The sequence below is a fragment of the Neobacillus niacini genome, assembly GCF_019749295.1.
GTDB classification, from domain to species: Bacteria; Bacillota; Bacilli; order Bacillales; family Cytobacillaceae; genus Neobacillus; species Neobacillus niacini_D.
Window position 1 is genome coordinate 341007 of the sequence record NZ_JACWFG010000011.1, and the last position, 11977, is coordinate 352983.

Annotated in this window: 14 protein-coding genes and 1 riboswitch; all 14 genes read left to right on the forward strand. The window is 39.2% G+C overall.

The features are described 5' to 3' along the window. Nucleotides 1-9: 9 nt before the first annotated feature. The 14 genes from ribH (at nucleotide 10) to H0184_RS15500 (ending at nucleotide 11963) form a co-directional block, all read left to right on the forward strand. A complete protein-coding gene (ribH, locus tag H0184_RS15435; RefSeq protein WP_221826893.1) occupies nucleotides 10-480 on the forward strand; it encodes a 6,7-dimethyl-8-ribityllumazine synthase in 471 nt (156 codons plus the stop codon). 72 nt (nucleotides 481-552) lie between these two features. After that, nucleotides 553-746, forward strand: a riboswitch (cobalamin riboswitch). A gap of 159 nt (nucleotides 747-905) precedes the next feature. Then, complete coding sequence (locus tag H0184_RS15440; protein WP_221826894.1) at nucleotides 906-1871, forward strand: ABC transporter substrate-binding protein; 966 nt, start codon at nucleotides 906-908, stop codon at nucleotides 1869-1871. Next, complete coding sequence (locus tag H0184_RS15445; RefSeq protein ID WP_221826895.1) at nucleotides 1837-2895, forward strand: FecCD family ABC transporter permease; 1059 nt, start codon at nucleotides 1837-1839, stop codon at nucleotides 2893-2895. Before H0184_RS15440 ends, H0184_RS15445 begins: the two co-directional genes overlap by 35 nt. A gap of 2 nt (nucleotides 2896-2897) precedes the next feature. Further along, on the forward strand, nucleotides 2898-4364 hold the full coding sequence (locus H0184_RS15450; protein WP_221826896.1) for an adenosylcobinamide amidohydrolase: 1467 nt from the start codon (nucleotides 2898-2900) through the stop codon (nucleotides 4362-4364). Further along, the gene (gene cbiB, locus H0184_RS15455) at nucleotides 4361-5344 is read left to right on the forward strand and encodes an adenosylcobinamide-phosphate synthase CbiB (protein ID WP_221826897.1); all 984 of its coding nucleotides are present in this window, start codon (nucleotides 4361-4363) and stop codon (nucleotides 5342-5344) included. Before H0184_RS15450 ends, cbiB begins: the two co-directional genes overlap by 4 nt. After that, nucleotides 5301-6377, forward strand: a complete 1077-nt coding sequence (cobD, locus tag H0184_RS15460) for a threonine-phosphate decarboxylase CobD (RefSeq protein ID WP_221826898.1) — start codon at nucleotides 5301-5303, stop codon at nucleotides 6375-6377. Before cbiB ends, cobD begins: the two co-directional genes overlap by 44 nt. Then, a complete protein-coding gene (locus H0184_RS15465) occupies nucleotides 6359-6931 on the forward strand; it encodes a bifunctional adenosylcobinamide kinase/adenosylcobinamide-phosphate guanylyltransferase (RefSeq protein ID WP_221826899.1) in 573 nt (190 codons plus the stop codon). Before cobD ends, H0184_RS15465 begins: the two co-directional genes overlap by 19 nt. After that, the gene (locus tag H0184_RS15470) at nucleotides 6928-8433 is read left to right on the forward strand and encodes a cobyric acid synthase (RefSeq protein WP_221826900.1); all 1506 of its coding nucleotides are present in this window, start codon (nucleotides 6928-6930) and stop codon (nucleotides 8431-8433) included. The genes H0184_RS15465 and H0184_RS15470 overlap by 4 nt, the downstream gene beginning before the upstream one ends. Beyond that, complete coding sequence (gene cobS, locus H0184_RS15475; RefSeq protein ID WP_221826901.1) at nucleotides 8430-9218, forward strand: adenosylcobinamide-GDP ribazoletransferase; 789 nt, start codon at nucleotides 8430-8432, stop codon at nucleotides 9216-9218. Before H0184_RS15470 ends, cobS begins: the two co-directional genes overlap by 4 nt. After that, a complete protein-coding gene (locus tag H0184_RS15480; RefSeq protein ID WP_313771772.1) occupies nucleotides 9188-9787 on the forward strand; it encodes a histidine phosphatase family protein in 600 nt (199 codons plus the stop codon). The genes cobS and H0184_RS15480 overlap by 31 nt, the downstream gene beginning before the upstream one ends. Then, the gene (locus H0184_RS15485) at nucleotides 9739-10188 is read left to right on the forward strand and encodes a bifunctional adenosylcobinamide kinase/adenosylcobinamide-phosphate guanylyltransferase (protein WP_221826903.1); all 450 of its coding nucleotides are present in this window, start codon (nucleotides 9739-9741) and stop codon (nucleotides 10186-10188) included. The genes H0184_RS15480 and H0184_RS15485 overlap by 49 nt, the downstream gene beginning before the upstream one ends. Further along, nucleotides 10185-10769 carry a cob(I)yrinic acid a,c-diamide adenosyltransferase gene (locus H0184_RS15490; RefSeq protein ID WP_221826904.1) on the forward strand — a complete coding sequence of 195 codons (585 nt, stop codon included), beginning with the start codon at nucleotides 10185-10187 and terminating at the stop codon, nucleotides 10767-10769. The genes H0184_RS15485 and H0184_RS15490 overlap by 4 nt, the downstream gene beginning before the upstream one ends. Then, nucleotides 10759-11253 carry an ECF transporter S component gene (locus H0184_RS15495; protein WP_221826905.1) on the forward strand — a complete coding sequence of 165 codons (495 nt, stop codon included), beginning with the start codon at nucleotides 10759-10761 and terminating at the stop codon, nucleotides 11251-11253. Before H0184_RS15490 ends, H0184_RS15495 begins: the two co-directional genes overlap by 11 nt. Further along, nucleotides 11250-11963, forward strand: coding sequence for an ATP-binding protein (locus H0184_RS15500; RefSeq protein ID WP_221826906.1), 714 nt, complete (start codon nucleotides 11250-11252; stop codon nucleotides 11961-11963). Before H0184_RS15495 ends, H0184_RS15500 begins: the two co-directional genes overlap by 4 nt. Nucleotides 11964-11977: the final 14 nt, after the last annotated feature.

Below are 11977 nucleotides of genomic sequence, written 5' to 3' on the forward strand. Positions count from 1 at the left end.
GGTATTATAATGAGTAATTTTTATGAAGGTAATTTAGTAGGCTCAGGTTTAAAGATTGGAATTGTTGTTGGCCGTTTTAACGAATTTATCACCAGCAAATTGCTTAGCGGTGCACAGGATGCACTAAAAAGACATGGTGTTAGTGAATCAGATGTCGACATCGCTTGGGTGCCAGGAGCATTTGAAATCCCTTTAATCGCTCAAAAAATGGCAACCAGTAAAAAATATGATGCGGTGATTACATTAGGTACAGTAATCCGCGGTTCCACTCCACATTTTGATTATGTGTGTAATGAAGTAGCCAAAGGTGTATCAAAAATCAATTTAGATACAGGTATTCCTGTTATTTTTGGAGTATTAACCACCGATTCAATTGAACAGGCCATTGAACGTGCAGGAACAAAAGCAGGAAATAAGGGCTGGGATGTAGCTGCTGGAGCAATCGAAATGGCGAATTTATGCCGAAATATGGAAAGATAGAACATTTTTTTGGAGAAATTTGCGAAAAATGAACCATTTTAATTTCCTATCCGATATAATAGTCTTATCATAAAAAATATTTGAAGAATAGGTGCTGAAAATCTATAAATAAAGATTTTTAGCTTAAAAGGGAAGTTTGGTTAAAAGCCAGCGCGGTCCCGCCACTGTAAATGGGAGCAACCTGCAAGATGTCACTGTCAATTGATGGGAAGACGCAGGAAGCAATGACCATGAGCCAGGAAACCTGCCTATTTTATGTGCCCCAAAAAGTACCTACGAGGATAGGGAGGTGTGGACGACTAGAGTCATTTTTATAATGGAATCTAATCATAACCAACATCTCTACGTTTATCGTAGAGGTGTTTTATTTGTTTGGGCGTAGTTTTTATGAAGTATTAGACACCAAGTCATTCAGGGGGAGAAAAATGAAAAAATTATCAACATTATTCTTAATTCTATTTCTAACCATAATTGCACTGGCAGCATGTGGTGAACAGAAAGAGCCTGTAAAGGATGAAGCAAATAGCAGCACTGAGCAAAAGGGTGAAGAAACGGCTTTTCCTGTAACCATTAAAGATGCATTAGATAATGATGTTACGATTGAGGAAAAACCTGAAAAGATCGTGTCTGTAATTCCCAGTAATACAGAGATTGCTTTTGCACTAGGACTTGAAGAAGAAATTGTAGGTGTATCTAACTTTGACAACTTTCCCGAAGAAGTCACTTCAAAAGAAAAAATAGGTGACATGGAACTGAATATCGAAAAGATTATTTCTTTACAACCTAACCTAGTATTGGCACATGAATCTACTGCTGATAACACGAAAGAAGGACTTCAACAGCTTAGAGATGCTGGAATAACGGTTTTAGTTATTCATGATGCTCTTAATTTTGATCAGGTATTTGATACGATCATGATGATTGGCAAAGCTACCGGTGAAACCAAAAAGGCTGAAGAAGTTGTTACAGGAATGAAGAATAAATTAGCAGATATTAAAGCTAAGGCTGCAGAAATAAAAGAAAAGAAAAAAGTATTTGTAGAAGTATCACCTGCACCTGAAGTGTTTACAACAGGAAAAAATACATTTATGGATCAGATGATTAGTATAATAAATGCTGAAAATATTGCAGGTGATCAAGAAGGCTGGGTTCAAATGGATCAAGAAGCAATAATTGATCGAAATCCAGATGTCATCATAACTACATATGGCTTTTATACAGAAAATGCAGCAGAACAAGTGTTAAGCAGACAAGGCTGGGAAAATGTCAATGCCATTAAGAAAAAACAGGTAATTGATGTAGATTCTGACAGAGTAACACGATCTGGCCCAAGGATTGTTGAAGGAGTAGAGGATCTTGCAAAGGCTGTCTATCCGCAAACTTTTAAATAACAAAGCAGCAGCCTATGTAATAGCAGGAAGCTTCCTTATTCTCTCTATATTATTAGGAATTTCAATAGGGGCCGTTTCGGTTCCTATCTTTACCATCATCCAAATCATTATTTCAAAGCTATTTGGATTTTCCTTTGATCAAATCGATCCCATGTTTTCGAGTATCGTTTTGAATATTCGGTTACCCAGGGTTATTCTCGCTGGTTTAGTGGGAGCATCGCTAGCTATTGCTGGAGCAGCTTTTCAAGGACTATTAAGAAATCCATTAGCAGATCCCTATACGTTAGGTGTTTCATCAGGTGCTTCTGTCGGGGCGGTAGTCACTTTATTTTTTAATTTATCGATCCCTATTATCGGAAGCTTTACCTTGCCCTTACTCAGCATTTTGTTTTCGTGGGTTACTATTTTTTTAGTGCTGACATTCGCAAGGAAAATTGAACGTTCGATGAGAGTGGAAACGATTATATTAACCGGAATCATCTTTAGTTCCTTTCTCGGTGCGATTATTTCTTTAATGATTGCTTTAACAGGTGATGAGCTTAGGCAGATTATCGGCTGGCTTTTGGGAAGTGTATCGATGAGAGGCTGGGAATACATAAAAATTATTTTACCTTTCTTTGTCCTGGGGTCAGTCATCCTTATGTTTAATACTAAGGAATTAAATGCCATGTCTTTTGGGGAAGAACGTGCCCGCCATTTAGGGGTGAATGTTCAAAAAAGAAAACTGATGATTTTAACAGCAGGATCGATTTTAACCGGAGCTGCAGTTGCCGTATCAGGAACGATTGGTTTTGTTGGGCTCGTAATTCCACACCTTTCAAGATTATTATGGGGGCCAGATCATAGACATCTTCTCCCTTTATCGATTATTACAGGAAGTGGATTTTTAATTTTAGCAGATTTAATTTCAAGAACGATTATTTCACCAACGGAATTACCGATCGGAGTAATCACTGCGTTAATCGGAGCACCCGTTTTTGCATTAATCCTTTTACAACGAAAGAGGATGGAAAGAAGTGGATAAGGATGCTAAGCGTTCAACATGTTTCAGGCGGATACACAGATGAAAGTGTAATAAAGAATATATCCTTTGAAGTCCAAACGGGTGAAATGTTTGGTATATTGGGGCCGAATGGAAGCGGTAAAACGACTTTGTTAAAAATGATAAGTGGAATTTTACCGATTTCGGAAGGTGATATTTTCATAAAAGGTAAGAGGCTTCTAGAATATAACACAAAACAGCTTGCTCAAATTATAGCCGTTTTGTCTCAGCATTCTTCACAATCTTTTTCCTATACAGTGAAAGAAACCGTTTCTCTTGGTCGTTATGCTCATCAAACAGGCTGGTTTCAGACCTGGGGAGAAAACGATGAAAGGATTGTCCAGCGTGTCATGAAGCAGACAGGTGTAGCAGCCTTTCAAAATAAAAGTATTCAAGAGCTATCCGGCGGAGAAAAACAAAGAGTATTTTTAGCTCAAGCACTTGCCCAGGAGCCTGAAATCCTCCTTTTAGATGAACCAACCAATCATTTAGATTTATCTTATCAAAAGGAATTGCTGGATTTATTAAAAAACTGGACAACAGAAACAGGTTTGACGGTACTATCAATTTTCCATGATTTAAATCTTGCAGGCTTATACTGTGATCGATTGCTGCTGCTCGAAAATGGCACCATTAATATAAACCATATCCCGAACGAAGTCCTTAGAGAAGAAAGAATTCGTGATGTTTATCATACTGAAATCCAGAAGCATCCCCACCCCAAAGTAGCAGCACCACAAATGGTGCTATTACCGAAGGTGAAGCAGGATAGGAAAGTAAACCATATCGATGAGTCGATGTTATGTGTGACCAAGGAATTTATTGAGTTAAACTCAGTTTCCCCATTAAGGACAATGTCCTCAGGAGTAATAGGATCGGGAACAGGATGGCATCATACCTTCGTTAATCGACATGTTGATAAGGACTATAACTGCAGCGATCATCGAAAGGAAATGGCAGACTTTTTAAAAGTAAATGGCTTTGAACCTTCTGAAACAGTAGGAATGATGACCGCAGTCATCCTTGAAGATGTTTCCTATAAGCATATCAAAGGGGATGGGTTTTCAGTCTTTGTTGTCGTAACCGCTGGCGTTGGAAATGCCATAGACGCTTCCAAAAGTGAACAGCATACTTTTGAAACGGTGCCTGGCACCATCAATACCTGGATTTTCGTTAATGGTGAATTAACGGAGGAAGCATTTATTCAATGTATTATGACTGCAACGGAAGCAAAAGCGAAAGCGCTGCATGATTTAAATGTTATCGATGGAGTGACAGGCACCATTGCAACTGGTACTTCGACGGATAGTATTTTAATTGCTGCTACCCAGACTGGTGAGCCTTTAGAATATGCGGGGACGATTACTCCCTTAGGCAAACTAATTGGAAAAGCCGTATATGAATGCACAACTGAGGGTATCCAAAAATCTCAAAAAAGGAAAAAAGTATGATTGTATACCATTTATTAGCCATTACGATGGCTTATTTCATTGATAAGGTAGTAGGAGATCCACCCCATTGGCACCATCCAGTAAGATGGATAGGGTCGCTGATTTCATTCTCTGAAAAACGCTTAAATTATGGGAAAAGTAAAAGATTAAAAGGGGTGGCGATGCTCCTTTTTGTTTTAATGACAGTATTTTTAATTGTAATGGTATTAGTAGGAATTAGTTATGTGATTCATCCCATTGCTGGGATCGTCGTTGAAAGTATGATTATTGCGTCAGCCATTGCTCAAAGAAGTTTAAAGGAAGCTTCTCTAGATGTGTATGGCCCCTTAGAAAAAGGTGATTTGGCGGGAGCACGGGTCAAACTTTCTTATATTGTTGGCAGAGATACGGAAACGCTAAATGAAAGTGAAATTGCACGAGGTGCAATCGAGACGGTTGCAGAAAATACGAGTGACGGAGTGACAGCACCATTGTTTTGGGCCCTAGTTGGGGGAGCTCCGCTGGCAATGGTCTATCGGGCCACTAACACCTGTGATTCAATGGTAGGTTATATGAGTGAGAGATTTAAAGATTTCGGCTGGGCTTCTGCGAAGTGGGATGATGCAATGAACTGGGTTCCAAGCAGGATAACTGGGATCCTAATGTTAGCAGGAACAAAGCCAATGTTAATAGAATATCGACGGGCATGGAAAATAATGTTTCGTGATGCCAGGAAGCATCCGAGTCCAAACAGCGGCTGGGGAGAAGCTGCGGTCGCTGCGATTTTAGGTATTCAGCTTGGCGGTATCAACTATTACAAAGGAATAGTTTCAAACAGGGCAAAGATGGGAGAGCCTCTTCATCCCATTGGGGCGGGTCATATCTTATTGGCTAATAAAATTTTAGATAAAACAGTCTTTTTATTTTTACTATTTTTATGGATAGGAGGGATGATTCTTGAAATGGCCATCACATGGATCAAATCCGCAGCACCTTTTTAAATACATGGGACTTGAGCTCCCAGAGAAATATATAGATTTTAGCGCAAATATTAATCCTCTTGGCCCGCCTCCTGTCTTAAAAAAGAAATGGAATGATCTTTTTCAGGAAATTACCGTGTATCCAGATCCATTTGCTGAAAAACTTACGAGCAGGATATCAGAAAACGAACAAATTTCCAATGATTCCATCTTAATTGGAAATGGAGGAGCTGAACTTATCACACTTGTGGCAAGGTTCCTTACGGGTAAGAAAGTACTAGTGGTGGAACCAACTTTTTCTGAATATGAAAAGGCTTGTCGTGCGAATTATTGTGAAATTCACTATCATCAATTAAAGGAGCCAAGTTTTGCGCTAAGCATTGATGAGTTACGCCTAAGCTTACACAGTGTAGATGCAGTATTCTTGTGCAATCCTAATAATCCGACTGGTATTCAATATCCTGTATCAACTATTCTTTCTATAATTGAGGAAAGTGAAAAACAAAATTGTTTCGTAATTCTGGATGAAGCATTCTATGATTTTTTACTAGATTATCATTCTTTTATTCCTTACATAAACAAGTTCCGAAATTTGATGATTATCCGTTCAATGACAAAAATGTTTGCCATTCCAGGACTTCGTTTAGGGTATGTGGCGGCGAACCCAGACATCATTGCTGAACTAGGCAGATTGCAGCCGCATTGGAGTATTAATACCATTGCCTTATTGGCGGGCGAACTTTGTTTACAAGATATAGAATTTATAAAGAAGTCACAAATCTATATTTTGGAAGAACGGGAGAGGCTGCATGCATTTTTTTACCAGAATAATTTTGAAATTACACCATCACAAGTGAATTTTTATTTGTTACGAGATCCCTTTCTCACGGATCAGTTTAGCCTGTTTGAATTCCTGCTACACAAGGGGATCATTCCCCGTCATACTTTTAACTTTCCGGGGTTGGAAGGAAATTGGCTTCGCTTTGCGATAAAGAGTAATCTAGAAAATAGTGCATTAATGGAGGTGTTGCTGGAATGGCGGCAGCTTCATTAATCTTTATTTCTGGGGGAGTTAGAAGCGGAAAAAGCAGCTTTGCAGAGAAATTAGCAGAAGAGATTGCTTTGAAAAAAGGTGGTCAATTAAACTATTTAGCTACGGGAGTTGCATCCGATCAAGAAATGAAGGAACGAATTTTAAAGCATCAGCGTGATCGAGAAACGGGAAATCACCTATGGAGAACAGTTGAACAGTCACATACTATTGGGAAGATTGCGGGTGTTTTTAACGACGAAGATATAATTCTTCTCGATTGCGTGACGACCCTTTTAAATAATGAGCTGTTTTCAGCCAAGCAAAAATGGGATGAACACTTTTTAGAGCAGACATTGGAAAGTATTATGTCAGGAATACTTGAAATACGTGATAGAGCAAAAGTTCTACTGGTTGTTAGCAATGAAGTTTTCTATGAGTCAATGGCCGAAAATGATCTTGTATTTTCTTATGGACGAATTCTTGGAAAGATTCATCAGAACTTGGTGAAGGCTGCGGACCAAGCATTTTTAGTTGAAGCGGGAATGGCTGTCAACATGAAGGGAAGTAGGATATGAAAGGCGTAATGATTCAAGGGACGGCATCTGATGTTGGCAAAAGCCTAATTGTGACGGCACTTTGCCGGATGTTCGCCAATGATGGTGTAAAAGTAGTGCCCTTCAAGTCTCAAAATATGTCCAATAATTCTTATGTGACAAAAGACGGAAAGGAAATTGGCCGAGCACAGGGAATCCAGGCAGAAGCAGCTAAAATTGAGGCAGCTGTATGGATGAATCCAATTCTTTTAAAACCCCGCTCGAATCAGGACTCTGAGATTGTCTATTTAGGGAAGTCGTTAAAAACGCTTTCCGGAAGAGGCTATCGAGAAACCTTTTACGAAAAGGGACTTGAGGTGATTCAGAATTCGTTAAAACACTTATCAAATGAATACGAACTCGTGGTGATAGAAGGTGCCGGGAGTCCGGTTGAAATCAACCTCAAGGATCGTGAACTCGTGAATATGAAGGTAGCTGAGCTGGCGGATGTACCTGTCATACTAGTGGCGGATATTGATAGAGGCGGCGTTTTTGCGAGTATAGTTGGTACTTTAGAGCTTTTGGAGCCCGAAGAAAGCCAAAGATTCGCAGGCATTATTATTAATAAGTTCCGCGGCGATATCAGTTTATTTGAAGATGGGATTCATTGGCTGGAAAAGAAAACGGGCATTCCTGTATTAGGTGTACTGCCTTATGTAGAAAATCATATGATTGATGGGGAAGATTCTTTATCATTAAACAATCAATTTTCAAACAGGAAAAAAGGGAATCTGGATATTGCTGTTATCCATCTTCCATTTGTTTCGAACTATAGTGATCTTGAACCATTTTTATATGAAGAGGATGTTTCAATTCGCTGGGTCAAACAGGCATCTGAATTTGGAAATCCAGACGCAGTTATTATTCCAGGGACTAAGAGTACCATCAATGATTTGAGTACGCTAAGAGATAGACAATTAGATATCAAGATTCAAAAACATATAGAACATGGCGGCTATGTTGTAGGTGTTTGTGGAGGCTATCAAATTCTGGGTGAAGAAATCATTGATGAAACGGGTTCAGATACAGGGATTCCGAACAAAAGCGTGGCAGGACTGGGCTGGATTCCAGGCAGAACTATTTTTTATGATGAAAAAGAAACAGTGAGAGCGGAAGGATACTACCACGAAAATACAGGTTTGATTACGAACGGAAAGCTGGAAGGATATGAAATACATTTAGGGAAAACCATACTGCATCAGCATGGCTGTTCATTTCTAGCACTTGAGAATGGAAAAGAAGAAGGCTATTACGGCAAAAATGGTCAAATTATTGGAACGTATCTGCATCATCTTTTTCATAATGATGAGTGGAGAAATCATTGGTTAAACATGATTCGAAAAAGCAAAAACCTGCACAGTAAAGACACTATTTATATAAGTGAACACAAAGATAAAAGATATGATGAAATTGCCAGTCAAATGAGAGGGCACCTAAATTTTGAGAAACTCAATGACATCATCCAAAAGTGGTGTTCAAAATGAAATTTCTAAAGGGTTTCTTACTAAACCTGCAATTTTTCACCGCCATTCCGATACGTTTGGAATTACCAATGGATAAGCCGCATTTAAAAGGTGCTGTTCAAGCCTTCCCTTTAGCAGGACTTCTCCAAGGGGGGATTTATACCTCACTATATTATTTATTGGCAGAATATACGCCTTTTTCCACTCTTGCAATTGCTTTCTTTCTTTGGCTCATGAGTATTCTGTTAACAGGCGGTATTCACTTGGACGGCTGGATGGATGCAAGCGATGCATATTTTTCATATGGGAATCAAGAAAAAAGGCTTGAGATCATGAAGGATCCAAGAACGGGAGCGTTTGGTGTAATCTCGGTGATTATTTTATTAAGCTGTCGTTTTCTCTTTATATATGAGATTACCGAAAATGTACAAGGACTAACATACATGATGATTGCCGCTATCCCATTTTTGAGCAAATGTGTCATGGGGGTCCTGCTGCTAACGGTAAAGTCAGCTAAAAATGAGGGGCTAGGCTCTTTATTTCAAGGTGCCGCAACAATAAAGGTATTATGGATTTATCCTATTTATATTTCAGTCATACTCGTTCTTATATCTTTCATTAATAATGGCTTATTTCTTGTTTCGATTTTAATCGTAATTGCCTGTGCTAGTTTACTAGTATGCCGCTTGAAAGCAGTTAGCTGGTTTGGCGGGATTACGGGAGATGTTTTAGGTGCTGCAGTGGAAGGGACTGAATTGTTTTTATGGATGACAGTGTGGTTATTGCATTATTTCGCCATGGCTTAACGGAGGAGAATAAACGGAAAGCTTATTTAGGCTGGAGGGATTCCCCTTTATGCACAAATTCTGTGAATCTGAGTACGGACAGCAGGTACGATCTCTATTTTTCAAGTGATTTGCCAAGATGTGTAGAGACCGCATCTATTCTGTTTCCAACTAATACTCTGAAGCTAATGCCTCAATTACGGGAAATGAATTTTGGTCAATGGGAAGGAAAGACCTATGAAGATCTAAAAGAACTCCTTCTTTATCAACGCTGGCTTTCCGATCCACTATCTTATAGTCCGCCAGGGGGAGAGTCATTTGAGGAATTCACACAAAGGGTTCAAAAGGGCTGGGAGAAACTTACTGGAGAATTTCTCTCAGGTAACAACGAACGCTGTGCCATTATCACACATGGCGGGGTGATAAGATATCTATTATCTAAATTTGCACCTGGGAAAAATGATTTTTGGTCTTGGCAGGCACCGCATGAGCAAGGGTATGAACTTATTTTTGAAAGAGAAGCATTAAGGAGGGGTGAACGTTGCACTTTATTACGGGAGGTTCCTTTAACGGCAAAAGAGAATGGGTAAAGAAAACATACGGATTAACTGGAACCTGGCTCTCAGCTTATCAGGTCAAAACCCTGCCAGATGACTTTAACCATATTACTAGTGATTTGCTCGTTTTAGAAGGAATCGAAATTTGGTTGAAAGAGACAACCAAATCATATAATTCAAACAAAAGCCGGGAAATTTGGATAGATACCATAAATCAGTGGCGTACCTGGGAAGAAGCAGAGCCTCAGCGAAAACTTGTGGTAATTGGTACAGATATCACAAAAGGAATTGTCCCGGTGGAGATCGAAAATAGATTATGGAGGGATGTCACAGGATGGGCCTATCAAGATCTTGCTGCAAAAGCAGATAAAGTGGATGTCATTTGGTATGGATTAAATCAAACTATTAAACAAACGGGGGATGAGGAGCAATGAAGCTTTATACGAGAACTGGTGACAAAGGAAAAACAAGTATTATTGGCGGAAGAGTCGACAAGGATGATATTCGCGTGGAAGCCTACGGAACAGTGGATGAAGTAAATTGTTTTGTCGGGCAGGTTATGACGGAGCTGGATGAGGTAATCTTTAAGGATGTGTTAGCTGATCTTGAGAAAATTCAGCATGAGTTATTTGATTGTGGTGGAGACCTTGCCAATATTTCCGATAAGGTTGCGTTTAAACTGGAGAAAGAAGCCATTGACTACTTAGAAAAGAAAATAGATGAATACATTCTAGAAGCTCCGGAGCTCGAAAGGTTTATTCTGCCTGGCGGCACGAAGCCCTCTGCTTCGATTCATATTGCAAGAACAGTGACAAGAAGAGCAGAAAGATTAGTTGTAACCTTAATGAAGAACGATGAGAAAACTCCTGAATTAGCATTGCAATATTTAAATCGCCTTTCTGACTATTTCTTTGCCTTAGCAAGAGTGGTGAATTTTAGACTCAATGTAAAAGACGTAGAATATGTTCGGAGTGCAAAAGTATTCAGGGATGGAAAACGTAAAGATGAAAAGTAGAAGTGTCATTTTATTAGCATTGTTTTCAGCTTTATCCGCAGTTGGGGCTGGTATAAAAATTCCGGCAATCGTAGGCAGTGTAGCTTTAGATGTATTTCCGGCTTTACTGGCTGCTGCCTTGCTGGGCAGTGGAGCAGGCGCCATTGTTGGTGCGTTAGGGCATTTGTTATCTGCCTTAATCGCAGGTTTTCCATTGGGACCTATGCATGCATTAATCGCAGTTGAAATGGCACTTCTTGTCTATATTTTTGGTGTCCTTTATAAAAAAAATAAAAAGATTATTGCTAGTACTCTATTTATCTTAACAAATGCATTTGCTGCCCCATTGCCATTTATTTTCTTAATGAGCAGTGCATTTTATGTTGCACTACTTCCGTCATTATTAATCGGATCAGTTATCAATACGGTCATTGCTTTGGCGGCGATCCCACGGCTTAAATTCTTGGTCAAGCAAGATATAATTAATGGTGAAGTAAAGTTATGAGAGATATCATCACAATCCCTTTAAATAATGAAGAATCGCTAATTATCGCGAGTGATAATAGCGGTGGTATTGGGATGAAAGAACATGATCTTGTTCAGGTCTCCTACGAAACCGTCGCCTATTATTCATTTAGAGTAGCAGCCATGGAATGTATCGCAGCAGGCGGAGAGCTGGTTTCAGTTGTGCTGCATAATTTTTGCGGGGATAGTTCATGGAGCGAGCTCGTAAATGGTATTCAAAAAGGATTGGGTGAATTAAACCTAAGGAATATACCAATCACAGGAAGCACAGAGAGTAATTTTAATTTAGAACAATCTGCTGTTGGAGTAGTCGTGATCGGGAAAAAATCTTTAGGTAAAAAGACTGAGAAAGTATTTTCAACAGACATTAAATTCGCCGTAGTCGGTATGCCGTTAGTTGGAAAAGAAGTGATAAATCTTGCAGAAAAGGTTGTCCCTTTATCGACTTTCCTGGAAGTATCTAAACTTGAAAATACAATGCTTTGGCCAGTCGGTTCAAAAGGAATTCTATCAGAGTTAAACCAGATGTTTCCTGCTAAAGAATTTACAAAGGAAATGATTGATAGTAATGTGGACGTTTTAAAATCATCCGGCCCTGCAACATGTTTTATCGTTGCCTTTGAACAGGGGCTAGAAGAGACACTAAAAAGTGCTGCGGGTGAATATTTTCACTCCATTGATATTAAATAAAAGACTGTCGAGAA